This is a genomic window from Sphingopyxis chilensis (assembly GCF_035930445.1).
Classification (GTDB): Bacteria; Pseudomonadota; Alphaproteobacteria; order Sphingomonadales; family Sphingomonadaceae; genus Sphingopyxis; species Sphingopyxis chilensis.
The window spans coordinates 2,889,590-2,913,148 of the sequence record NZ_CP142394.1 but is presented as its reverse complement, the minus strand read 5'-3'; the positions used below and the strand labels follow the sequence as shown (position 1 = coordinate 2,913,148).

General features: G+C 66.6%; 25 protein-coding genes. 14 read left to right on the top strand and 11 right to left on the bottom strand.

The features are described 5' to 3' along the window. Positions 1-11: 11 nt before the first annotated feature. On the top strand, positions 12-914 hold the full coding sequence (locus VSX79_RS13545) for an alpha/beta fold hydrolase (RefSeq protein ID WP_326913607.1): 903 nt from the start codon (positions 12-14) through the stop codon (positions 912-914). A 113-nt stretch (positions 915-1,027) separates the two neighbouring features. Here the strand turns inward: VSX79_RS13545 and sppA are convergent, their stop codons facing one another. The 3 genes from sppA to proB form a co-directional block, all read right to left on the bottom strand. Then, entirely contained in the window at positions 1,028-3,010 is a 1,983-nt protein-coding gene (gene sppA, locus VSX79_RS13540) for a signal peptide peptidase SppA (RefSeq protein ID WP_326913606.1), read from the bottom strand. A gap of 78 nt (positions 3,011-3,088) precedes the next feature. Continuing rightward, positions 3,089-3,985, bottom strand: a complete 897-nt coding sequence (locus VSX79_RS13535) for an NAD-dependent epimerase/dehydratase family protein (protein ID WP_179497216.1) — start codon at positions 3,983-3,985, stop codon at positions 3,089-3,091. A 14-nt stretch (positions 3,986-3,999) separates the two neighbouring features. Then, positions 4,000-5,106: a glutamate 5-kinase gene (gene proB / locus VSX79_RS13530; protein WP_179494580.1), complete on the bottom strand. Its 1,107-nt coding sequence runs from the start codon at positions 5,104-5,106 to the stop codon at positions 4,000-4,002. A 310-nt stretch (positions 5,107-5,416) separates the two neighbouring features. Here proB and VSX79_RS13525 point away from each other — a divergent pair, with 310 nt between their 5' ends. Then, a complete protein-coding gene (locus VSX79_RS13525; RefSeq protein ID WP_179499360.1) occupies positions 5,417-5,854 on the top strand; it encodes a WapI family immunity protein in 438 nt (145 codons plus the stop codon). 294 nt (positions 5,855-6,148) lie between these two features. Then, positions 6,149-7,312: a helix-turn-helix transcriptional regulator gene (locus VSX79_RS13520; protein ID WP_179494584.1), complete on the top strand. Its 1,164-nt coding sequence runs from the start codon at positions 6,149-6,151 to the stop codon at positions 7,310-7,312. Positions 7,313-7,331: 19 nt separating this feature from the next. On the opposite strand, the gene VSX79_RS13515 is transcribed toward VSX79_RS13520, so the two are convergent. The 3 genes from VSX79_RS13515 to VSX79_RS13505 all read right to left on the bottom strand — a co-directional run bounded on the left by VSX79_RS13515 (position 7,332) and on the right by VSX79_RS13505 (position 9,998). Then, entirely contained in the window at positions 7,332-8,123 is a 792-nt protein-coding gene (locus VSX79_RS13515; protein WP_326913605.1) for a MipA/OmpV family protein, read from the bottom strand. A gap of 50 nt (positions 8,124-8,173) precedes the next feature. Continuing rightward, positions 8,174-9,214: a GTPase ObgE gene (gene obgE / locus VSX79_RS13510; protein ID WP_179494589.1), complete on the bottom strand. Its 1,041-nt coding sequence runs from the start codon at positions 9,212-9,214 to the stop codon at positions 8,174-8,176. A 175-nt stretch (positions 9,215-9,389) separates the two neighbouring features. Then, positions 9,390-9,998: a TetR/AcrR family transcriptional regulator gene (locus VSX79_RS13505; protein WP_179494591.1), complete on the bottom strand. Its 609-nt coding sequence runs from the start codon at positions 9,996-9,998 to the stop codon at positions 9,390-9,392. A gap of 58 nt (positions 9,999-10,056) precedes the next feature. Between VSX79_RS13505 and VSX79_RS13500 the strand changes: the two genes are divergently transcribed. The 3 genes from VSX79_RS13500 (at position 10,057) to VSX79_RS13490 (ending at position 12,201) form a co-directional block, all read left to right on the top strand. Next, positions 10,057-10,947 carry a metal-dependent hydrolase gene (locus VSX79_RS13500; protein WP_179494593.1) on the top strand — a complete coding sequence of 297 codons (891 nt, stop codon included), beginning with the start codon at positions 10,057-10,059 and terminating at the stop codon, positions 10,945-10,947. A 131-nt stretch (positions 10,948-11,078) separates the two neighbouring features. Beyond that, positions 11,079-11,639, top strand: a complete 561-nt coding sequence (locus VSX79_RS13495; RefSeq protein ID WP_326913604.1) for a hypothetical protein — start codon at positions 11,079-11,081, stop codon at positions 11,637-11,639. Positions 11,640-11,670: 31 nt separating this feature from the next. Next, positions 11,671-12,201 (top strand): GNAT family N-acetyltransferase, encoded by a 531-nt coding sequence (locus VSX79_RS13490; protein WP_326913603.1) that lies wholly within the window; start codon positions 11,671-11,673, stop codon positions 12,199-12,201. Between the two features lie 115 nt (positions 12,202-12,316). On the opposite strand, the gene VSX79_RS13485 is transcribed toward VSX79_RS13490, so the two are convergent. Further along, a complete protein-coding gene (locus tag VSX79_RS13485) occupies positions 12,317-12,763 on the bottom strand; it encodes an NfeD family protein (RefSeq protein ID WP_326913602.1) in 447 nt (148 codons plus the stop codon). A 1-nt stretch (position 12,764) separates the two neighbouring features. After that, entirely contained in the window at positions 12,765-13,679 is a 915-nt protein-coding gene (locus VSX79_RS13480) for an SPFH domain-containing protein (protein WP_179494601.1), read from the bottom strand. Positions 13,680-13,763: 84 nt separating this feature from the next. On the opposite strand from VSX79_RS13480, the gene VSX79_RS13475 reads away from it, so the two are divergent. After that, positions 13,764-14,585 carry an HpcH/HpaI aldolase/citrate lyase family protein gene (locus VSX79_RS13475; RefSeq protein WP_326913601.1) on the top strand — a complete coding sequence of 274 codons (822 nt, stop codon included), beginning with the start codon at positions 13,764-13,766 and terminating at the stop codon, positions 14,583-14,585. Positions 14,586-14,678: 93 nt separating this feature from the next. Continuing rightward, positions 14,679-16,181, top strand: coding sequence for a M28 family peptidase (locus VSX79_RS13470; protein WP_326913600.1), 1,503 nt, complete (start codon positions 14,679-14,681; stop codon positions 16,179-16,181). A 95-nt stretch (positions 16,182-16,276) separates the two neighbouring features. On the opposite strand, the gene VSX79_RS13465 is transcribed toward VSX79_RS13470, so the two are convergent. Continuing rightward, positions 16,277-17,650 carry a class II 3-deoxy-7-phosphoheptulonate synthase gene (locus VSX79_RS13465; RefSeq protein ID WP_326913599.1) on the bottom strand — a complete coding sequence of 458 codons (1,374 nt, stop codon included), beginning with the start codon at positions 17,648-17,650 and terminating at the stop codon, positions 16,277-16,279. A gap of 256 nt (positions 17,651-17,906) precedes the next feature. On the opposite strand from VSX79_RS13465, the gene VSX79_RS13460 reads away from it, so the two are divergent. The 4 genes from VSX79_RS13460 (at position 17,907) to VSX79_RS13445 (ending at position 20,988) form a co-directional block, all read left to right on the top strand. Then, on the top strand, positions 17,907-18,572 hold the full coding sequence (locus VSX79_RS13460; protein WP_326913598.1) for a Crp/Fnr family transcriptional regulator: 666 nt from the start codon (positions 17,907-17,909) through the stop codon (positions 18,570-18,572). Positions 18,573-18,638: 66 nt separating this feature from the next. Further along, positions 18,639-18,989 (top strand): ArsC family reductase, encoded by a 351-nt coding sequence (locus tag VSX79_RS13455; protein WP_179494611.1) that lies wholly within the window; start codon positions 18,639-18,641, stop codon positions 18,987-18,989. Beyond that, positions 18,986-20,062: a glycerophosphodiester phosphodiesterase gene (locus tag VSX79_RS13450; RefSeq protein ID WP_179494614.1), complete on the top strand. Its 1,077-nt coding sequence runs from the start codon at positions 18,986-18,988 to the stop codon at positions 20,060-20,062. Before VSX79_RS13455 ends, VSX79_RS13450 begins: the two co-directional genes overlap by 4 nt. Then, positions 20,059-20,988 (top strand): aldo/keto reductase, encoded by a 930-nt coding sequence (locus VSX79_RS13445; protein WP_326913597.1) that lies wholly within the window; start codon positions 20,059-20,061, stop codon positions 20,986-20,988. The genes VSX79_RS13450 and VSX79_RS13445 overlap by 4 nt, the downstream gene beginning before the upstream one ends. A gap of 59 nt (positions 20,989-21,047) precedes the next feature. Here VSX79_RS13445 and VSX79_RS13440 read toward each other — a convergent pair whose 3' ends face one another. Both VSX79_RS13440 and VSX79_RS13435 read right to left on the bottom strand, forming a co-directional pair. Further along, complete coding sequence (locus VSX79_RS13440; protein ID WP_179494618.1) at positions 21,048-21,266, bottom strand: helix-turn-helix transcriptional regulator; 219 nt, start codon at positions 21,264-21,266, stop codon at positions 21,048-21,050. 3 nt (positions 21,267-21,269) lie between these two features. Continuing rightward, positions 21,270-21,692: a hypothetical protein gene (locus tag VSX79_RS13435; RefSeq protein WP_179494620.1), complete on the bottom strand. Its 423-nt coding sequence runs from the start codon at positions 21,690-21,692 to the stop codon at positions 21,270-21,272. 128 nt (positions 21,693-21,820) lie between these two features. On the opposite strand from VSX79_RS13435, the gene panB reads away from it, so the two are divergent. Together panB and VSX79_RS13425 are read left to right on the top strand one after the other, a co-directional pair. After that, positions 21,821-22,684, top strand: coding sequence for a 3-methyl-2-oxobutanoate hydroxymethyltransferase (gene panB / locus VSX79_RS13430; protein ID WP_179494622.1), 864 nt, complete (start codon positions 21,821-21,823; stop codon positions 22,682-22,684). A 101-nt stretch (positions 22,685-22,785) separates the two neighbouring features. After that, complete coding sequence (locus tag VSX79_RS13425) at positions 22,786-23,559, top strand: tetratricopeptide repeat protein (protein WP_179494625.1); 774 nt, start codon at positions 22,786-22,788, stop codon at positions 23,557-23,559.

Below are 23,559 nucleotides of genomic sequence, written 5' to 3'. Positions count from 1 at the left end.
AAAGGATTTTCATGCAGACAGAGCAGGCGGCCGTTAACGGCATCAGCATCACTTATGAGGACAAGGGCCCGAAGGGCGCGCCGGTCATCCTGCTGGTCATGGGGCTCGGCGGCCAATTGACGCTCTGGCCCGACGAATTCGTCGATGCGCTGAACGAACGCGGTTTCCGCACCATCCGCTATGACAATCGCGACGTCGGTCTGTCGACGCGCTTCGAGGCGGCGGGCATTCCCAATGTGAAGTGGATGATCGTCAAATCGGTGATCGGGCTGCCGGTGCGCCCTGCCTATACGCTTGCCGACATGGCCGCCGACGGCGTCGGCCTGCTCGACCATCTTGGCATCGACCGTGCGCATGTCGTGGGCGTGTCGATGGGCGGGATGATCTCGCAGCATATCGCCGCGCGCTATCCGGAGCGCGTGTTGTCGCTGACTTCGGTGATGTCGACGACGGGCAACCGCCGCCTGCCGCGCGCGCAGAAGGAAGCGATGCAGGTGCTCGCCAACCGTCCGATGAATGGCGACAAGGAGGCGCTGATCGCATACTCGGTCAATGCCGCGCGCGTGATCGGCAGCCCCGGCTATCCGTCGGCGGAAGACCGGCTGCAGCGCCGCGTGCGGGCCGATTTCGAACGTGGCTGGTATCCGCCGGGCGTCGCGCGGCAAATGGCGGCGATCGTCGCCGATGGCGACCGGCGTGCGATGCTGAAGGATATCAAGGCGCCGACGCTGGTGATCCATGGCGAGGACGATCCGCTGGTGCCGCTGCCTGGCGGGCGCGACACGGCGGAGAATATCAAGGGCGCGCGGCTGCTGACGATCCCCGGTATGGGGCACGACCTGCCGCTCGCGCTGGTCGATACGCTGGCTGATGCGATTGCCGAGCACGCCAAGGCGGTCGCGGAGGCGGCCTGATCGCTCCCCTCCCATTTATGGGAGGGGTCGGGGGAGGGTATGTCGATCACGCGCGGGTCGGGTTCGAAACAGGCCCTCCCCTGACCCCTCCCGCAAGCGGGAGGGGAATATCCTTATTTCAGCAGCAGCGCCAGCGCCCCGAAGAAGCCCTTCGCCTCCGCCTTGCCCGGCCGCGGAACGGCGGGCAGATATGCCCGGCAATCGAGGCACGAGGCCTGTACCGACCCCGCCTGCGTCAGCATCGTGAGGTCCTGCACCAGCCGCCGTTCGGTGAGCTGGCGGTTCATCGCGGCGATGCCGAACCAGCCGCGCGGAAGCGCCGCGGTTTCTTCCTCGGCGCCCGACCAACTCGCGAGCATCTTCGAAAATTCGCTCGGCTCGTCCTCGAAATATTTGGCATGAAAATCGCCGTCGACCTTGGCGAGCTTCGCCGCAGCGGCCAGCGCATCGGGCAGGCCGCCGAACTGGTCGACAAGGCCGATCTGGCGCGCGGTGCCGCCCGCCCAGACGCGCCCTTCGGCGATCGTGCGGATTTTCTCAATCGGCTGCTTGCGGCTCTTCGCGACAAGGCCGGTGAAGCGGGCATAAATGTCTTCGACGCTCGCCTGCGCGAGTGCGTTGAACTCGTCGTTCACGCCGCCGAAGACGTCGGGCTGGCCCGACAGCGGCGTCGTTGCGATCCCGTCGGCATTGACCCCGATCTTCGCGAGCGCCTGGTCGAAGCTGGGCAGGATGCCGAACACGCCGATCGATCCGGTGATCGTCTCGGGCTCGGCAAAGATGCGGTCGGCGGGGGTCGAAACCCAATAGCCGCCCGACGCCGCGACATTCGCCATCGAGACGACGATCGGCAGCTTCTTGGCCTTCGCGGCGAGCAGCGCCTGGCGGATTTCTTCGGATGCGAGAACCGACCCGCCGGGTGAATCGACGCGCAGGACAATCGCCTTGATGCTGCTGTCGGCGGCGGCATCGAGAATGTGCTGCGCGACGGTTTCGCCGCCGGCGACGCCGCTCGGCGCTTCGCCATCGACAATCTCGCCAACGACGGGGACGACCGCGATCGCGCTGCCCTTCTGCTCGGGCGGGTTGGCGGCGACCCAGTTTTCGAGCGGGATCGCATTATATTCCCACGGCTTGCTGTCGTCGGCAACGCCGCTGATCTCGGCGACGCGGCGGTCGAACGCCATGCGGCTGCCGAGCTTGTCGATCAGGCCGGCATCGAGCGAGGCTTTCGACAGGTCGTTGCCCGCGGCCTTCACCGCGCCGGCGGTGTCGGCGATATAGGCGTCGATCTTCGCCGCCGGGCGCGCCTTTTTGACGTCGCTCAGCCAGTTTTCCCAGAGCACCCCGGCATAGGCAAGGTCTGCTTCCTTGGCTTCGGGCGACTGGTCGGTGCGGAGGAAAGGCTCGACCGCGCTCTTGAAGGTTCCGACGCGGTAGATATGCGCGGTGACGCCGAGCCGGTCCATCAACCCCTTGTAATAGAGGCGCGATCCGCCCGGTCCGGCGATCGCGACGCCGCCGATGCTGTCGGCCCAGATTTCGCTCGCGTGCGACGCAATCTGGTAGCTGTCGGTGGTGTAGGCGGTGGCAAAGGCGAGCACGGGCTTTTTCTTCGCGCGCACCTTGTCGACCGCGGCGCCGATTTCGGCGAGCGACACCTGACCGCCGCCGAGGAAACGGTCGAGGTCGAGAACGACCGAGGTCACGCGCTTGTCATCGGCGGCGACCTCCAACGCATGGACGACGTCGCGGACGCGGATTTCCTTGAGCTCCGCGCCGCCCGACAGCGCGGAAAGCGGGTCGACTTCCGACGGTTGTTCGCTGACGATGCCATCGAGCTCGATCAGCAATGCGCCTTCGCTGACCGGCAGGCCGGCGTTCGGGCGTCCGGCGAGCAGGCCGAACAAGGCGACGAAGAAGAGCAGCAGGAAGATCAGCGCGAGCGCATCCTTGATCCCGACGAGCAGGTTCCAGACCTTGCGTGGGAAGCTGGTCGTCGACCTGGGCTTGTCCTCGCCCGGAAGCGGGCGGCGGACGGGGATGGCCCAGGGGCCGGCGGGATCGTTGGGAGCGCTCGTGGTGCTGTCGGTCATGCCCGCAAACCTAGGGATGCGCCTCGCCCTTGGCAATGCACGCTTCGACGGGCGAACGGCGCAGCCATACCGGCGACATCAGAGCCAGCCTTCGCGGCGGTACCAGCGCACCGTTTCGGCAAGCGCGTCGTCGGTGCCCAGCTGGGGCCGCCAGAGGTCGGCGGGCGGGCACGCGCCCTCGGTCGCGACCCAGTCGGGATGCGCGATATAGCGCGCGCGGTCAGGGGTCAGCTTGGCGCGGCTGCGACGCACCAGCGTGTCGAGCCGGCCGCCGGCCTTGAGCAGCAAGGCCGGGGTCGCGAGCGTCGAGAGGCGCTGGCGTCCGACGGCGCGCGCGACGGCGCGGGCGAAGCCGCGGTGCGACCAGCCGGTCGGTTTGCCGTCGTCGGGCTCGTAAATCTGACCGATGCTCGCGCCGCGATCGGCGGCGAGCGTCACGAGCAGCCGCGCGAGTTCGTCGACATAGATCGCCGACATGCGCCCGCTGGGCACCAGCGCGATGCCGCGCCGCGCCATGCGGAACAGGTCGAGCATCTCGGTATCGCCGGGCCCGAAGACCGCGGGCGGGCGCACGATCGTCCAGTCGAGCCCGCTATCCTTCACGGCAGCCTCGGCGCGCTCCTTCGACCAGCCGTAGTTGGAGAGGCCGGGTTCGCGCGCCGCAAGCGAGGAGACATGGACGAAGCGCGTTACCCCGGCACCGCGGGCGGCATCGACGACATTGGCGGTGGCGGTCGCATTGCCCGCCTCGAAGGCGGCGCGGGTGGGTACGTTGACCACGCCAGCGATGTGCATGACGGCATCGGCGCCCGCCGCCATTTCGGCGAGGCTGTCGGACTGGTCGAGCGCACCCTCGATCCACGTCACGCCGCCCTGTTCGGGCTGCGGCCGGCGGGTGAGGGCGCGGACATGCCAACCCGCCGCGACGGCGTCGCGCATCGTCGCCCCGCCGACGAAGCCGGTCGCGCCGGTCATCGCGAGGACGGGTTTCACAGCAAGACCATATGGTCGCGGTGGACCATCGCACTGCGCGGCGCATAGCCGAGCGCCGCCTCTTGCGCATCGCGGCCGAGGCCGGCGATGTTGGCGGCGTCGGCGCCCGGATATTCGGAGAGGCCGCGCGCGATGACGCGTCCGTCGGGACCGGCGATGTCGAGGATGTCGCCGCGCGCGAAGCTGCCGCTGACCGCGGTCACACCCGCGGCGAGCAGGCTCGCGCCGCCTTGCAGCGCCTTGGCGGCGCCCGCGTCGATCTCGATCCGGCCCTTCGCGGTCAAGCCGCCCGCGAGCCACGCCTTGCGCGCGCTCGCGCCTTTTTCGGCGGCGAACAATGTGTGCCGCGCTTCGGTCGACAGCGGCCGGTCGATCCGGCCCGATGCGATCGCGAGATGCGCGCCCGCGGCGTTGGCGATGCGCGCCGCCGCGATTTTCGACACCATCCCGCCCGATCCCATGCCCGAGGCGGAGCCGGTATCGGCCATCGCCTCGATGGCCGAGTCGATGCGTTCGATGCGCGCAATATGGACCGCGCCGTCCTGCGCCGGATTGCGGTCATAGAGGCCGTCGATATCGGAGAGCAGGATCACCCCGCCCGCCGCCGCCGCCTGCGCGACGCGCGCGGCGAGGCGGTCGTTGTCGCCGAAGCGGATTTCCTCGGTCGCGACGCTGTCATTCTCGTTGATGATCGGGACGACGCCGAGGCTGAGCAGCCGGTCGAGCGTCGCGGCGGCGTTGAGATAGCGGCGGCGATGCTCGAGGTCGTCCAGCGTCACGAGCATCTGCGCCGCGGTCAGCCCTTCGGCGCCGAGCACTTCGGCCCAGACCTGGCTCAGCGCGATCTGCCCGGTCGCGGCGGCCGCCTGTGCATCCTCCAGCGTTCCGCGCCCGCCCTTGGCGAGCCCCAGCCGCCGCGCGCCGAGGGCGATCGCGCCCGACGATACCACGGCGATTTGCTGGCCCGCGCGCGTCCGCTCGCCGATGTCGGCGGCGATCCCGGCAAGCCAGTCGCGCCGCACCGCGCCCGCCGGATCGACGAGCAGCGCCGATCCGATCTTGACGATCAGCCGGGGGCAGGCGGCGGGCGGAAACAGGCTCATGGCGCCGCCGATAGCGCGATGCGTGTGCGCCGCCAATGCGAATGTCCCCGGGGGCGGCTTTCGCGCAATTTTATTCCGAAGTTGTCAATGTTCACGTTCCCCTTCGGTATAATGATACCCGTCGGAAACCGGGCGAGGGGGCGGAGGTGGGGTGCTGCTGAGCGTAGAGCGTGCATGGCGGGGCGGAGGTTATGCGCCCGCGATAATGTAGGACAGCGATTTTTCTGATGGCGGGTTTGGGGTGGGGAGCGGAACGACTGCTTTCGGCGGGACTGGAGAAAACACCTAAAAGCGGATAGCTACCCAACCTATGGAAACCGAACCGGATATTCGCTTGCTGGGCTTTTCATTGTGGGTCGACGGCCGGGAGTTTCCCGATGCCACCGACTTCTGGGACAGCAACTGGCTCATGATACGCGCTGAGATGCGCGCTAGTGGTGCTTACGTCGAGCATTCTGGGCCGATACTCACGACTGCCGACATCGAACAATTTCGTGACGACCTTTCGCAGATGGTCGATACAATGACTGGCGAAGCGGCACTAACGGGTATGGAACCCGGCCTCAGACTGCAGTTAAAGATGCAAAAACTGGGACGCATCGAAGCCATAGTGGAGATTACGCCCGACCATCTCACCCAGCAGCACAGCTTTGAAGTCGAGGCAGATCAGTCCTTCCTTCCCGGATTAGTCGCGTCATGCGACGCGGTTCTGACACGATTTCCGGTGATCAATGCTCCGTCCAATTGACAGCTTTTCGTCAATTCGCTTCGATATCTGAACGTCTGCAATCGGTCGATAGCTGCCAATCCAGCCGCGCCCCAAAAATGAAGTCCGCCGGCAAGCCGGCGGACTTCAAGAGAGCAAGATGGCCTTGGTTCCACCTTCCTCGGGTCGCAGGCCATTCATGACCGATTCGCACGCTTGTTTCGCTACCCACCTGGGTAGGGAGCGGATTTTTTTCATTTTGTCGCATTGCGCTTGCCATTGCGGTTCGGCTCCCGTCAAATGCCGGGGCTGCGTATCTTCTGTGGGGAGAAGTGCATGCAGGGCGAACAGCGACCGGCCTTTCCGACCGACCATAATGCGCCGGCCGAATGGGAGGTGCTCAACGCGCTGATCGGCGAAATCTATGATTCCGTCCTTCATCCCGAAAGCTGGAACGAAACCCTCGCCCGCATCACCGGCACGCTCTGTCCGTTGAGTTGGGAGGCGGCGTTCATCCTCTGGGAAAGCAGCAATCCGCCGAGCGCGCGCTTTGTCGCGGCGAGCGGCCTCGCCGCCGGGGTGCAGGAAATCTATTCGGCGGTTTACGCCGGCAATCATCCCTGGTCGCGCAAGCTGATGCGCTATGGCAATGGCAGCGTTGTCGACAGTTTCGATATCATGACGCGCGCGGAGTTCGCCGAAACCGAATTCTTCCGCAATTTCCTGCAACCATGGGGCATCGACCGGCTGGTCGCGGTTCTGCTCGACCGGCGCGGGGGCGAGCGGCTCGGGCTGATGCTCCCGGGCCCGGGCGACCGCGACGTCGAACGGTTGAAACGCGGCCTGCGCGTGCTGGCGCCGCATATGCAGCGCGCGATGCGGATCAGCGACCGGATCGCGACGCTCGACCTTGCCGCGGGCGCCGCGCGGGCGGCGGCCGACGCTGCGCCCTTCGCGATCTTCAGCCTCGACGACCAGCTCAACGTCCTTGCCGCCAACGCCCCCGCCGCGCGCTACGAACGCGCGGGCTTCATCCGCACCGCGCAGGATCGCTTCGCCTTCACCCATCCGCCCGGCCAGAAGCGGCTGCTCGACCTCGTCAAAAGCCCCGATCCCGCCGGCCTTGCCTTCCAGACCGTCGCGCCATCGGGCAAGGAATGCCCCGTGCTCGTCGCGCGCGTCACGCGGCAATCGGCGCAGCAGCTTGGCGGCGTCCGCCTTGGCGCCTCGTTGATCGTCACGCTCGGCAGTTCGCCGGGTGAAACCCCGGTGGTCGAGATCGACCGCGTTGCGCAATGGTTCGGCCTGACCCCGGCCGAAGCGCGCCTCGCCGTCGCGCTGGCCGCGGGCGACACGCTGCAGGACTATGCCGCGCTGCGCGCCGTCAGCCTCAACGCGGTGCGTTTCCTTTTGAAGGGGATTTTCCGCAAGACCGGGGCGAACAGCCAGGCGCAACTCGTGGCGCTGCTCGCAAGGCTGCCGGCGCCGGGCGAAGCATGATTTCCTTCGGCGCGGGGGCTCAGCGGCCGCCGCCGAAAGTATAGCTGAGCGCGACGCCCGCCGACGGCTGGCCGCGCGATCCGAGTTCGCGCGTCATCGGCGAGTCGGCGGCATCGCCGACGAGCCGGTCGTAACGGCCGTACACCGCGAAGCCCCAATTGCGGCCGAGCATGCGGTGATAGCCGGCGGTGACGCCGACCGACTGGACGCCGCCATCCGGGTCATAGGCGGGAAGCCCGGAGGCGACCGCGGCTTCGGGAGTCACGCCGAAATAGGCGCGGGTGTATCTGGAGTCGCCGAAGGTGACGCGCGGGCCGATCGAAAAGAGCCAGTCATCGCCTTCGCGCGCGATATAATCGGCGCTGACTTCGCCGACCCAGCCCTTGTGACCGCTCAACCCCTTGCGCCCTTCGGCGCGGACGCGGAGCGACGGCGTGAGCGCGACCTGCGCGAAGCCCCCGGCCTCGATCGAGAAACCGACCTTGGGCAGGTCGGCGCCGATGTCGGACGCCTTGCGCTTGCCGATGAAGCCCAGGGCGGGGCCGAAAGCGAAATTGCCCGTATGGACGAGCGGCTGGCCGAAGCTTTCGTCGGGCGCTTCGAACTCGAATTCGCTGTCGCGCGTGCGCGAGACGTCGATATAGGGGCCGACGCTGAACTTGTCCGCGCCCGGCCACGACGGCGAGAGCTGGGGGCCGAGGATGATGCGCGTACGCTTTTCGCCGCCTTCGTCCTCCTGCGCCTGCGCCGGAATGGTGGCGAGCGGAGCGGCGAAGACGGCCAGGAGAAGCAGGTTGCGGCGAAACGGCATACGGAACTCCTTGTTGTTCCGCATGAAATCCCCCGCGGCGGGCTTGGTTCCTAAAGCGGCGACCAGTCGCTCGCTTCTTCGCTCTCGTCCTCGCCGGGTTCGGGGTGGCCGATCGCTTCGAGCAGTTTGTCGAGCACTTCAGGCACGCCCGCGCCGCTCGCGCCCGACAGCGCCATCACCGGATGGCCGCTTTCGGCCTCGAGTTCGGCCGAAAGCGCCGCGATCAACTCGTCGTCGAGCGTGTCGGTCTTGTTGAGCGCGACGATCACCCGCTTGTCGATCAGGTCGGCGCCATAGGCTTCGAGCTCGTCGCGCACGATGCGGTAGCTGGTCGCGACATCCTCGTCATTCGCATCGACGAGGTGGAGCAGCACGCGGCATCGTTCGATATGGCCGAGGAAGCGGTCGCCGACCCCGGCGCCGTCGGCGGCGCCCTCGATCAGCCCCGGAATGTCGGCGACGACGAACTCGTGCCCCTTGTGGCTGACGACGCCGAGCTGGGGGCGCAGCGTGGTGAAGGCATAGGCGCCGACCTTGGCCTGCGCGTTGCTCACCGCGTTGATGAAGGTCGACTTGCCCGCGTTCGGCAGGCCGACGAGCCCCGCGTCGGCGAGCAGCTTGAGGCGCAGCCAAACCCACATTTCCTCGCCCGGCCAGCCCGGTCCGTGCTGTCGCGGGGCGCGATTGGTCGAGCTCTTGTAGCTCGCATTGCCGCGCCCGCCGTCGCCGCCGCGCAGGAAGACGAGCCGCTCGCCTTCCTTGGTCAAGTCGGCGAGCAGGCTGCGTTCCTCGTCGTCGTCGAGGATCTGCGTGCCGATGGGGACCTGGATGACGAGGTCGGGGCCGCCCGCGCCGGTGCGGTCGCGCCCGGCGCCGGGGGTGCCGCGCTTTGCCTTGAAATGCTGGGTGTAGCGAAAGTCGATCAGCGTGTTGAGGCCCGCGACCGCCTCGAAGACGATGTCGCCGCCCTTGCCGCCGTTGCCGCCGTCGGGGCCGCCATATTCGATATATTTCTCGCGCCGGAACGACACGGCGCCGGGGCCGCCGTCGCCGGACTTGATGAAGATCTTGGCTTGGTCGAGGAAGTGCATGGCGGGGCCTTCAGGGGCGAGGAATCGAAACTAAACCTCTAAACCCGCTCGTGTCGAGCGAAGTCGAGACACCCCGCAGCACGGCGTCAAGCCGAGAGGCATCTCGACTTCGCTCGATGCGAACGGAGACAGGGGATGCGCGCCCTTAGCGCCAGCGTAACAAAATTACCAGCCTTTAGGCTTGCGGCTTGCCGCCATGTTCGGCCCAGAATTTGGCGATGCGGCCGTTGATCAGTTCGGTCGCGAGCACGCGCGAGGTGTCGCGCGGCAGGCCCAGCGCCTCGGCCATCGGGCCGCCGAGCTGCGCGTCGCCCAATGCCATCAGGACCAGCGCGAGCGTGTCTTCGTGCATCAGGCGCTTTTCGTCGGCATCGGGCGCCATGCCGTCGATCAGGCGGTGGATGGCTTCGACGATCGGGTCGAGCGCGTCGTCATTGCCGGTTGCCGCCATCCAGGTCGCGAGCGCGCCCGCGCCGCCGCTGTTGAAGGCGTCGAAGGCGAGGTCGACGATCTCGCGCACATTCCGTTCGCCGGGTGGCGATTCGGCCATTTTCCTGCCGATCGTCGCGCAGACGGTTTCGGCCTGATAGGCGGCGAGCGCCTTTTGCAGCCCCGCGGCGCTCCCGAAATGGTGGAGCAAATTGGCGTGGGTGCGGTCGATCCGCGCCGCGACGGCCTTCAGCGTCACCGCCGCCGGCCCCATTTCGATCAATATATGGCGTGCAGCCTCGAGCGCCGCCGAACGGCTTTCCTCGGGACTCAAGCGCTTCTTCACTATTGACATATATGTAAGTAAACCCTATTTCCTGGCCCCGACAACCCTTTTCGACGGTATGAGCCATATGTCCAGCCTTTCCCAGTCGCCGACCCCCGCCGATCTGTCGATCACGCCGCGCGACATGCGCTTTGGCCGCGACAATGCGCAGGGCCGCTGGTGGCTGAACGGCGACCCGATCGCCTCGGCGTTTCACACGGCGCTGTCGGTGACCTTCCCGCGCGGCGAGGCGATGTTCATCGAGGCGGTGAAGGCGCACCGCGACGGCGTGCCCGACAGACTGGCGCGCGAAATCCGCGCCTTTACCCAGCAGGAAGTGATCCACAGCCGCGAGCATGTCGTATTCAACAAGAAGGCGGCGGAGGCGGGCTACGACCTCTCCGAACTGGAAGCCGACGTCAACCAGGTGCTCGACCTGATCAAGACGCGGCCGCAGATCGTCAACCTGATGGCGACGATCGCGCTCGAACATTATACCGCGATGATGGCGGCGGTAATGCTGAAGGACGCAAAGATGTACGAGGGGGCCGAGCCCGAATGGGCGGCCTTGTGGAAATGGCACGCTATCGAGGAAATCGAGCATAAGGGCGTGGCTTACGACACCTGGCTCCACGCGACGAAGGACTGGAGCCGCTTCAAGCGCTGGCGCGCCAAGTCGCTGATGATGCTGCTCGTCACCACACGCTTCTGGCCCAAGCGCGTGAAGGGGATGAAGGCGCTGCTCAAACAGGACGGCCTTACCGGCTGGCGCGTCACGGCGCGCATCTGGTGGTATCTGCTCGGCACGCCGGGCGTGCTGCGCAAGAGCTTCTTCCCCTGGCTTTCCTATTTCATGCCGGGCTTCCACCCCTGGAACCATGACGACCGCGCGCTGATCCGGAAATATGAAAGCGACTATGCCGACGCGATCATGCCGGCGCATTCGTCGAAACCCGAATTGGCTGCGGCGGCAGCCTGACCCGCGAAGGCGGGCACCCGGAGCGGTTTCTCTCTCCCCCTCCGCAGGCCCGCCTTCGCGGCGACAATCGCCGATCGCGGCTGGACGCGGCGATGCTCCTCCCATATCGCTCAGGGCGTGGGGAGGGGACCATGCGACCACATTTGACCGCCGCCGAAGTCACGCAGATCGAACTGCAGCTTGCCGGACTTTCTTCGCTGCTCGAATTCGGCTGCGGCGAAAGCACGCTGGTGGCGGCGCGGCAGGTGCGGCGGATCGTCAGCGTCGACAGCGATGCCGCGCGACTTCGCAAGGTCCAGGGCGAGGTCGCGCGCGAGGCGGTCGAGTTCACCCCCGCCCATATCGACATCGGGCCGGTGGGCGAGGGCGGCTACCCCGCCGACGAAAGCCGGCTGCGCGACTGGCCGCGCTATCACACGCATATCTGGCGCGGCATGGCCGGCAGCCCCGATGCGGTGACGGTCGCGGGACGTTTCCGTGTCGCGTGCCTGTTGCAGGCGATCATCCATTGCAAACCCGACTGCGTCTTCCTGTTCCACGACTTCAACGAGAAGCCGCATTATCATGCGGTCCTGCGCCATGTGGACGTGCTGGCTCGCGTCGGCAGGCTGGGCGTCCTGCGCACCAAGCGGCAGGTCGACGGCACGGCGGTTCTGCACGACCTGTTCGACCATTTTCTGAACCCCGATTGACCGCTCCGCCGCGCTTCGGCACATCGGGGCGATGTTCACAGCACCCCCCGTCATCGAAACCGACCGCCTGCGCCTGCGTTCCGGGCGCCTTGCCGACAAGGACGTCCATATCGCGATGTGGGCCGACGAGCGCGTCACGCGCTTCATCGGCGGCGAACCGCGCAGCGCAGACGTCAGCTGGGGCAAGTTCCTGAGTTCGGCGGGACTGTGGCCGGTAATGGGTTTCGGTTACTGGGTGTTCGCCGACCGGGCGAGCGACGCGCTGATCGGCATGGGAGGGCTCAGCTATTTCTGCCGCGGGATTCCCGAGCTCGAAGGGCGGCCGGAGGCGGGCTGGGCGTTTGACGCCGACCATTGGGGCGCGGGCTATGCGACCGAGGCGATGACTGCGGCGCTCGGCTGGGCCGACGCGAATCTCGATGCCAAGGACGTGCGCAGTATCATCGACCCCGGCAACGAGGCATCGGAGCGCGTGGCGGGGAAACTCGGCTTCCGGCGCATCGGGGAAAGCGACGCGCTGGGGCATGTCGTGGCGATTTATTCGCGGCCGAGGGGTGGCTGATCCGTCATTGCGAGGAGCCGAAGGCGACCCGGCAATCTCCCGCTATAGATCTTGCGCAAGGTCGATAGCTGGAGATTGCTTCGCTCCGCCCGCAATGACGAGGTCCGAAGTGCAGTTAGGCCACCTCGACCACCAGCACTCCGCCGTCGGCGCTGACGACACGGACCTTCGTGCCTTCGGCGGCGTCGGGGCCGCGCACCGGCCATTCGCCGTCGCCGACCCTCGCGCGGCCGCGGCCATCCTCGATCGCCATGGTCAAGGTCAGCACCTCGCCGACCAGCCGGCCGCCGCGCTGGTTGAGATGCGGGTCGGTCGTGGTGATCGGATTGGCTTTCAGCCAGCGGCGCCCGCCATAGAGCGCGACGAAGGCCAGGATGGCGAAGATGCCGAGCTGGAAGGGAACGCTGAGCGGCACGATCCACGCGATGACGCCGGTAACGATCGCGGCGGCGCCGATCCAGATGAGGAAAAAGCCCGGCGCGACGATCTCGGCCGCCGCGAGCAGCACGCCGAGCGACAGCCACGCCCAATGCGGTTCCATGTTGGCGAGCCAATCGGGCATGTCAGGCGCCCGCCTTGCGCTCGAACGCATCCTTGGCGAGTTCGCCGATGCCGCCCAAGGTTCCGATCAGCTGCGTTGCTTCGACCGGGAAGAGGATCGTCTTGCTGTTCGGGCTGGTCGCGAACTGGCCGACCGCCTCGACATATTTCTGCGCGATGAAATAATTGATCGCCTGCGCATTGCCGCCGGCGATCGCGTCGGACACCATCTGCGTCGCCTTGGCTTCGGCCTCGGCCTCGCGCTCGCGCGCCTCGGCGTCGCGGAAGGCGGCTTCGCGGCGGCCCTCGGCCTGCAGGATCTGGCCCTGCTTCTCGCCCTCGGCGCGCAGGATTTCCGAGGCCCGCATGCCTTCGGCCTCAAGGATGTTGGCGCGCTTTTCGCGCTCGGCCTTCATCTGCCGCGCCATCGCGTTCGAAATGTCGGCGGGGGGGCGGATGTCCTTGATCTCGACGCGCGTGATCTTGACCCCCCACGGCGTCGTCGCATCGTCGACGACATGAAGCAGGCGCGTATTGATCTCGTCGCGCTTCGACAGCGTTTCGTCGAGATCCATCGAGCCCATCACGGTCCTGAGGTTCGTCGTCGTCAGGTTCATGATGGAAAGATAGAGGTCGCTGACCTCATAGGCCGCCTTGGCGGCGTCGAGCACCTGGAAGAAGACGACGCCGTCGACCGCGACCATCGCATTGTCCTTGGTGATGATCTCCTGCCCCGGAATGTCGAGCACCTGTTCCATCACATTCACCTTGCGCCCGACGCGGTCGAAGATCGGCATGATGAAGTTGAGGCCCGGCTGCGCGGTATGCGTGTAGCGGCCGAAACGTTCGATCGTATAGGCATATCCCTGCCGCACCGGCGTCAGCGCCCAGATCAGGAACACCAGCGCCAGAACCACGAGTGCGAGCGCGAATTCCATCGATCATCCCCTTCCCACATATTGCATCGCTGCAAGCCCGCTTCCTTATTGCGGCAATGGCCGGGTTGCGCCACAGAAAAGCGCATGACCTCAAGTGACTGTTCGGCCGGCTATCCGCCCCGCTCCCTGCTCTATGTTCCGGGATCGAACGCGCGTGCGCTCGAAAAGGCGGGCGGGCTTGCCGCCGACATGCTGATCATCGACCTGGAGGACGCGGTGCCCGAGGGGCGCAAGGCGGAGGCGCGCGCGGCGATGCGCGCGGCGGTGACGACGGGCTTTCCGGGCAAGCGCGTCGCAGTGCGGATCAACGGCACGGGCAGCGAGCATCAGGCGGCGGACATCGATGCGGTCGCAACGCTGCCGATCGATGCCGTCGTGCTGCCCAAGGTCGATTCCATCGCCGACCTCGAACCCGCGCGCGGGCTGGCGCTGCCGCTTTTTGCGATGATCGAGACGCCGGTCGCCGTCTATGCCGCGCGCGATATCGCCGCCGATCCGGCGACTCGCGGGCTGATAGCGGGACTCAACGACCTCGCGTACGAGCTCAAACTTCCCGACGGCATGGACCGCGGCGCGATGAGCCATGCGATCCAGGCGATCGTGCTCGCGGCGCGGGCGGGCGGGGTCTGGGCCTTCGACGGCGTTTATAACGCGATCGACGATGGCGCGGGTTTCGCAGCCGAGGCGGCCGAGGGGCGACGGCTGGGCTTCGACGGCAAGACGCTGATCCACCCGTCGCAGGTCGAGCCGTGCAATGCCGCCTTCGCGCCGTCGGAGCGCGAGATCGCGGCGGCCGAGGCGCTCGTCGCGGCGGCGACCGGCGGCGCGCAGCGGCACGAGGGGCGGATGATCGAGGACATGCACGTCGCGGCGGCGCGCGCGTTGCTGGCGCGGGCGGGGCGGTGACTCTTTCCTCCCGCTTGCGGGAGGGGAGCCTGCCGTTGGTCGTTCGACGAACCGCCTTGCCTACTTGCGGCGGAAATGTCATGCCGCGCGCCCATGAAAGCTGCTCCTTTCCGCGCCGCCATTGCGGCCGTCGCCCTTCTTTCCTTCACGCCGAGCGTTTCGGCGGCGCCCGCGAAGGCCGATGCCCCGGTCACCGAGGCCGAGCTTGCCGCGCACATCAAGGTGCTGGCGGACGACGCGTTCGAGGGCCGCGCGCCGGGTAGCGAGGGTGAGGATCGCACAATCGCCTATGTCGTCGGCGAATGGGCGAAGGCCGGGCTCGAAGCCGTTCCGGGCAGCGCGACGCCGTGGCTCCAGCCGGTGCCCTTCCTCGAGACGCAGGCGCTTGGCGGATCGGCGAAGTTCAAGGTAAGCGGCCGCGATTTCGCGCTGGGCGACGACGGGATCGTCCTGAACGGCCGCGATGCGTCGGTCGCGCTCGCGGGCGTACCTGCGCTCTTCGTCGGTTATGGCATCGACGGCGCCGGCAAGGTCAATGCCGACGTCAAGGGCAAGCTCGCGATCATGTTGTTCGACAACGCGCCCTTTGGCGACGACCTGCCGCGCTATCGCGAGCGGCGGCAGATGCTTGCCGACGCGGGCGCGAGCGCGGTGCTCGTGATTTCGACGGGTGCGGTGCCGTGGCCGGCGCTGCGCGAAAGTCTCGGCAGCAAATATGTGCGCCTAGCCAGCGCGAAGGCGGGCGCGCCGGTCAGCGGTTTCCTGTCGCCCGAAGCCGGCGATGCGCTGCTCAAGGCGGCGGGGCAGGATGGCGCGGCGCTGCGCGAGGCCGCCAAGTCGCCCGATTACAAGGGCGCCGCGCTGCCGGTGACGGCGGACTTTACCACGCAATCGGCGGTCCGCCCCTTTGCCAGTCACAATATCATCGCCAAGCTGCCCGGCGCGAAGCCCGACGGCAAGGCGGTGCTGTTCCTCGGCCATTGGGACCATCTCGGCATCTGCGCGCCCGAGGGCGAGGCCGACCGCATCTGCAACGGCGCGGTCGACAATGCGAGCGGGATCGCGGTGCTGATCGAGATCGCGAAGCGGCTCGGCAAGGGCGCGCGCCCCGACCGCGACATTTATTTCATGGCGACGACCGCGGAGGAAAAGGGTCTGCTCGGCGCGCATTATTTCGCCGACCATCCGGTGGTGCCGCTGTCCGACATCACCGTCGCGCTCAACGTCGATACGATCGCGATTTCGCCGCGCGGCACGCCCGTCGCGACGATCGGGCGCGGCAAGCCCGCTTATGACGCGGTGGTGCGGGAGGCGGCGACGAAGCTCGGCCGCACGCTCGACGAGGATGGCGAGGCCGATGCCTTCATCCAGCGGCAGGACGGCTGGGCGCTGGGTGCCAAGGGCGTGACATCGTTGATGGTCGGCGGCAGCTTTTCGGACATGAAGCTGCTCGAAGCCTTTCTGGGCAGCGATTATCACCGTCCGGCCGACAATTTCTCGGACAAGATCCCGCTCGGCGGCGCGGCGGAGGATGCGGATTTGCACGTCGCGCTGGGGCGGGCGTTTGCCGATACCAAGCGGTGGCCGGGTAGGTAATTCTCTAGATCGTCATTGCGAGCGAAGCGAAGCAATCCAGAGTGGCGTAAACCGCCCTGGATTGCTTCGCTTCGCTCGCAATGACGAGAATGGCGTTACGCCGCCTGCTTGGCGCGATCCGCCATTTCCTGATTGAGCATCTCGGCGAGCAGGAAGGCCAGCTCCAGACTCTGCCCAGCATTCAGGCGCGGGTCGCAGTGCGTGTGATAGCGATCGGCGAGGTCCATCTGGGTGACGTCCATCGCGCCGCCGGTGCATTCGGTGACATTCTGGCCGGTCATCTCGATATGGATGCCGCCGCCATGCGTGCCCTCGGCACGGTGGACGGCGAAGAAGCCGCGCACTTCGGCGAGGATGCGCTCGAACGGGCGCGTCTTGTAGCCGTTGGGCGTCTTGATGACATTGCCGTGCATCGGGTCGCACGACCAGACGACGGGGTGCCCCGATTCCTTCACCGCGCGCACCAGTCTGGGCAGATGCGCCTCGATCTTGTCGTGACCATAGCGCGTGATCAGCGTCATGCGGCCCGCGACATGGTTCGGATTGAGCGTGTCGAGCAGGCGCAGCAGCACGTCGGGCTCGAGGCTGGGGCCGCACTTCATGCCGACCGGATTGCCGATCCCGCGCAGATATTCGATGTGCGCCGAGCCTTCGAAGCGGGTGCGGTCGCCGACCCACAGGAAATGGCCCGAGGTGTCGTACCAGCCGCCGGTCAGGCTGTCCTGACGGGTGAGCGCCTGTTCATAGGGGAGCAGCAAGGCCTCGTGGCTGGTGTAGAAGCTCGTGCCCTTGATCTGCGGCACCGTCTCCGGCGTCACGCCGCACGCTTCCATGAAGGCGAGCGCTTCGGAAATGCGCGCGGCGGTTTCCTGATATTTCTTCGCCCACGGGCTGCGATCCATGAAATCATGCGTCCAGGCGTTGACCTGATGCAGGTTCGCATAGCCGCCGTTCGCAAAGGCGCGGAGCAGGTTCAGCGTCGCCGCCGACTGGTTGTACGCCTTGACCATGCGCTGCGGGTCGGGCTCGCGGCCCGCGGCGTCGAAGGCGATGTCGTTGATGTTGTCGCCGCGATAGCTGGGCAGCGACACGCCATCGATCTCTTCCATGTCGGCCGAGCGCGGCTTGGCGAACTGGCCCGCCATGCGGCCGAGCTTCACCACGGGCATCTTCGACGCGAAGGTCAGCACGACCGCCATCTGGAGAAGGACGCGGAAGGTGTCGCGAATATTGTTCGGATGGAATTCGGCAAAGCTTTCGGCGCAATCGCCGCCCTGGAGCAGGAAGGCCTTGCCCTCCGCGACGCGGCCGAGTTCGCTCGTCAGCTCGCGCGCCTCGCCCGCGAAGACCAGCGGGGGATAATTGCTGAGTTCGCGTTCGGCCGCCGCGAGCGCATCGGCGTCGCGGTAGGTGGGCAGCTGGCGGGCCTCGTGCGAACGCCAGCTATGCGGTTGCCAATTTTTCGTCATCTGCCTGTCTTCTCGCGTTCGAATCGAGCGCCACATGGCGCTTATGCCGCGCGGAAGCAATGTTTCCCGCGCGAGCGAAGCGGAAAATTAGCATTATCGTGACATTTGCGCACCTATGCTTTTCTTCAGGGCCAGGAACTGATAGTTTATTGCGAAGCTTGGTGTGGGGATGGGCGCGCGCGGCCAAGGTTGTTAGCTATCGGTTACGTTAAACACCCAGTGACCCGGCTGCGGGTCGGGATGCGAGCGATTGGCTGTGGCGAATTTCGATTCCGCGTGGTTCCTTTACGGGGCGCTGCTGCTCCTTTTGGCGACGAGCTTTGTCGTGCGCATCGACTATGCGCGCATCGGCCTCGCCGCCGCGGCGCTGGTCGCGCTGCCGCTGACGCTCTTTCGCGGGTCGGACCTCGGTTACAGCCTGCTCGTGCTTGCGATACTGGTGGTCAATATCGGCATATTGACGCGCCTCTGGCTGCGCGGGACGAAAGTCAGCTTTTCGGCCGAGGAAGAGGCGCTGCGCCGCGAGCATTTCGCGGGGCTGAGCGCGGCGGCGGCGCGCGACCTGATCGACGAGGGTCACTGGATTTCGGCAAAACGCGGCGAAGTGCTGATCCGCGAAAACCAGGCGGCGCCGAGCCTCTTCTACCTCGCCGAGGGGCAGGCGGCGATCCTGCGCGACGGGGTCGAGATCGGGAAATTGTCCGACGGCGCGCTGATCGGCGAAGCGACGGTGCTCGACGGCGCCCAGGCGACGGGAACGGTGCTTCTCGGCAGCAACGCCCGCCTCTGGTTCGTTCCCGCCGCCGCGCTGCGCGCCTATCTCGCCGCCAATCCGGGCATCGCGGGCGCGCTCCATGAGGGCTTTGCGCGCGCGCTTCGCGGCAAGCTCGCCAGCGCGAACACGCGCATCGCCGAGCGGTGAGCAATTTTCCCGGCGCGCACGCGTGCAGCCTCGAATCTGCAACCGCTGCCTGCTAACCCTCGGGACATGACGATGATTCTCTATGGCATTTCGAATTGCGACACGGTGAAGAAGGCGCGGCGCTGGCTCGACGAGCAGGGCGTCGCCTATCGCTTCCACGACGTCCGCAAGGACGGGCTCGACGCGGTGCGACTGCAGGGCTGGATCGACGCGCTTGGCTGGGAAAAGCTGCTCAACAAGGCAGGGACGACCTTTCGCAAGCTGCCCGAGGCGCAGAAGGAGGGGCTCGATGCCGCATCGGCGAAGGCGCTAATGCTCGATCAGCCCGCCATGATCCGGCGCCCGGTCGTCGAAGCCGGCGGCGATGTGAGCGTGGGCTTTTCGGCCGCAGACTGGCAGGCGCGGTTTGCGGCATGATCCGGCCGGTCATCGCCGCGGCGGCGCTGATGCTGTCCGCAGGCTGCACGGCTGACGACGTGATCGCGCAGCCCACCCTCGACGGACAGCCGCCGATCGTCATCGCGCATCGCGGCGCGTCGGGCGAGCGGCCCGAACACACGCTGGCGGGTTATCGGCTCGCGATCGAACAGGGTGCCGATTTCATCGAGCCCGACTTGGTGCTGACCAGGGACGGCGTCCTCGTCGCGCGGCACGAGAATGAGATTTCGGAAACCACCGACGTCGCCGACCATCCCGAGTTCGCGAACCGCAAAGCGGAGAAGACGATCGACGGGCAGACGGTCGAGGGCTGGTTCACCGAGGATTTCACGCTGGCCGAGTTGAAGACGCTTCGCGCGCGCGAGCGGCTGCCGCGGCTCCGCAGCACCGATTATGACGGTCGGTTCGAAATTCCGACCTTCGAGGAAATCCTGACCTTGCTCGCCGAGATGAACAGCGAGCGGGACAAGCCCGTGGGCGTCTATCCCGAGACCAAGCACCCGAGCTATTTCGTCTCGATCGGCCTGCCGCACGAGGCGCCGCTGCTCGCGATGCTGGACCGCTTCGGCTATCGCGGCCGCACCGCGCCGGTGTTCATACAGAGCTTCGAAGTCGGCAACCTGATGGACCTGCGCGCGAAGAGTGACCTGCCGCTGATACAGTTGATGGACGCCGGGGGCGGGCCCGCCGACCGGCCCGGCACCAGCTATGCCGCGATGGCGTCGCCTTCGGGGCTGAAGATGATCGCCGGATATGCCAACGGCATCGGCCCGAACAAGGCGATGGTGATCCCGCGCGGAACGCTCGGCCGGCTCGGCAAGCCGACCGCGCTGGTGCGCGACGCGCACGCCGCGGGGCTGAAGGTGCATCCCTGGACGTTTCGGCGCGAAAACTACTTCCTCCCGCTCGGCGACAAGGCCAGTATCAACCCTGCGGGTCATGGCGACCTGGCGGACGAGATCGACGCCTATCTTGCCGCCGGGATCGACGGCCTGTTCAGCGACAACCCGCGCGAGGCGGTGCCCGCGGTTGCAAAAGGAGTTTCGCGATGACCGAACGCGCGCTGGGCCAGAGCGGCCTGTCGATCCGCCCCTTCGTGCTCGGCGGCAATGTCTTTGGCATGACGGCGGACAAGGCCGCCAGCTTCGCCGTTCTCGACCGCTTCGTCGAACATGGCGGCGGAATGATCGACACCGCCGACGTCTATTCGGCGTGGGTACCGGGGCACAAGGGTGGCGAGTCCGAAAACATGATGGGTGCGTGGCTCAGGGAAAGCGGAGCGCGCGACAAGGTCCTGATCGCCACCAAAGTCGGCATGATGCCCGGCGGCCTCGAGCCCGATCGCATCCGCGACGCGGTGCAGGGGTCGCTCGACCGGCTCGGCACCGATGTCATCGACCTCTATTTCGCGCATAAGGACGATCCCGACGTGCCGCTCGATGAAGTGCTCGGCGCCTTTGCCGAACTGGTCGACGCGGGGATCGTGCGCGCGATCGGCGCGTCCAACTATTCCGCCGAGCGGCTGGCCGAGGCGCTGCGCGTCGCGGACGAAAAAGGCCTGCCGCGCTTCACCGCGATGCAGCCCGAACTCAACCTGCTCGACCGGGCCCAATATGAAGGCCCGTTGCAGCAGCTCTGCATCGATGAAGGGCTGGGCGTCGTCACCTATTTCAGCCTCGCCTCGGGCTATCTGTCGGGGAAGTATCGCAGTGCCGCCGACCTTGGCAAAAGCCCGCGCGGTGCGCGGGTCAAACCCTATCTGGAAGGAAAGGGCCCCGCGGTGCTCGCGGCGATGGAGCGGATTGCGGCCGAAACCGGCGCGACGCTGTCGCAGATCGCGCTCGCCTGGGTCGCGGCGCAGTCCGGCGTCACCGCGCCGATCGCGAGCGCGACGACGGTCGGGCAGCTCGACGAACTGATGGGCAGCCTCGATCTCGATCTGAGCGACGCGCAGCTCGCGGCGTTGAGCGAAGCCTGAAGCCCGGACCGGCGCCACCGGGGGGAGGCGCCGGACCGGGCCCGCGCGGCCGCGCTGTCTCAATCCCCGTCGTCAATCCACTGAAAGACCGTGTCGAGCGGCTTGCCGAAGACGTGGGCGATACGGAAGGCCACCTCGAGCGACGGCGAATATTTGCCCTGCTCGATCGCCGCGATCGTCTGACGCGTCACCCCGACCCGCTCGCCCAGATCGCCCTGTGTCATCTCGTCGGCCAGGAAGCGCAGCGTGCGGATATCGTTGGTGAAGGGAAGCGCCACCGGTCAGTGCCCCCGGCGATAATAATAGAGCTGCGCGCCAACGCGGACCAGTTCGGCCAGCACGACGGTCGCGATCAACATGTTGAGATAGACGCCCGGCGTGAAGCGATAGAATATCGCGATCATATTCGCCCAGCAGCCGAGCACCAGCGGATAATAAGCGAGATGGGTGCCGAGGAGGTGGATGCCGCGTTCGCGCTCGTCTTCCTTGACGTACGCCTCGTTGGGCGCGCGGATGGCAAAGAAGGCGGCCGTTGCCGCCATCACGGCGATGATGATGACCGTCACCGGCACCAGCATCCCTGCCACCGCGCCGACGCCCGCCGGGGTGTCGATCTTGTGCCAGGGATAGGCGACGAAATACCAGCCAAAGGCGACGAAGATGCCGATGAAGGCCGCCCAGTGGGTTTTTTCGCGAAAGGACATGTCCGACGTCTCCGATGTTCGTTCAATTAGACGAGATGTTAATTAAAACGAACATTGAGTCAAGGATAATTTACATCGCCTGCCTTCGCGCTTTCGCCGCCGCGGATTAGCCGCTAAACCGCCGCGCCATGTCCACGCTCCCCAAAACGCTCACCTTCGACACATCGACCAGCCGCGCCAATCCGACGCCGCAACCGATGAAGCGCCTCACGGTGCCGCGCATCCGCCAGCGCAAGGGCGGCGAGCCGCTGGTCATGCTGACCGCCTACACCGTCCGCATGGCGCAGCTGCTCGACCCGCATTGCGACATGTTGCTCGTCGGCGATTCGCTCGCGCAGGTAATTTACGGTCTGCCGCACACCGTCGGGGTGACGATGGAGATGATGGCGCTGCACGGCGCGGCGGTGGTTCGCGGCAGCTATCATGCCGCGGTGATCGTCGACATGCCGTTCGGCAGCTATGAGGGCAGCCCGCAGCAGGCGTTCGACAATGCCGCGCGCCTGCTCAAGGAAACCGGCGCGGCGGCGGTCAAGGTCGAGGGCGGCAAGGTGCTTGCCCCGACGATCGAATTCCTGACCCAGCGCGGCATTCCGGTGATGGGTCATGTCGGGCTGACGCCGCAGGCGGTCAACATCCTCGGCGGCTATGGCGTGCGCGGCAAGAGCGAGGAAGAGGCGCGCTCGATCGTCGAGGATGCGGTCGCGGTCGCGCAGGCCGGCGCCTTTTCGATCGTCATCGAAGGCGTGCTCGAATCGATCGCGATCGAGATCACGAACAAGGTCGATTGCCCGACGATCGGCATCGGCGCATCGGCGCAGTGCGACGGCCAGGTCCTCGTCACCGACGACATGCTCGGCATGTTCGACCGCGTGCCCAAGTTCGTGAAGCGCTATCAGGACATGGCCGGCGTCGTCAGCGGCGCGGTCAAGGACTATGCCGACGAAGTCAGGTCCCGTTCATTCCCGACCGAGGATCAGATCTACGCAGGTTGATGGCGCGGCGGCGACCCAAAGTGAAACGCTTGGCCTTTCCCTGTGCCGTCGCTAAGGAAGCGGGCCGGCCCAGCGCCGCTATTGAGTTTATGGAGGTTTGATTGGCCCTGAGCCCGACGAATGACGCCGCGCTGTTGCAGGAAGTCGACGAAGCCGTCCGCAAGGACCGGCTCGACACGATCATGCAGCGTTACGGCCGGTGGATCATCGGCGGCGTCCTTGCCGCGCTGCTGGCATTCGGCGGCTATCTCTTCTGGAGCCACCGGCAGGATGCCGCGCGCGGCGAACAGGCCGAGGAACTGATCGCGGCATTCGAAAAGCTTGGCACCAACCAGCCGCGCGCCGCGACCGCCGAACTGCAGAAGATCGCGGCGGAAGGCGACCCAGCCTATCGCGCGGTCGCGCAGATGCAGGAAGCGAATATCAAGGCGCAGGCCGGCGACCTGAAGGCCGCCGCCGCCTTGATGGCAAAGGTCGCCGCGGACACCAAGCTCGACCAGGCGCTGCGCGATCTTGCGCTGATCCGCCAGACGGCGTTCGAATATGACACGCTGAAGCCCGAGACGGTGATCGCGCGGATGAAGCCGATGATCGATGCCAAGGATCCGGCGTCGAGCTGGTTCGCGAGCGCCGCCGAACTGTCGGCCACGGCGCATTATCAGCTGGGCCAGTTCGACCAGGCCGGCGCGCTTTATGGCCGCATCGCCAAATTGCCCGACGTGACGCGGTCGCTGCAATCGCGTTCGGTGCAGATGGCGGGCATGCTCGGCGTCGACGCGGTTACGGACAGGGCGGCGGAAAGTGCCGCCGCCGAAAAGAAAGGCGATGCTGCGCCGAAGGCAGCGGCAGCCGCGAAGACTGAGGAAGCCAATTAA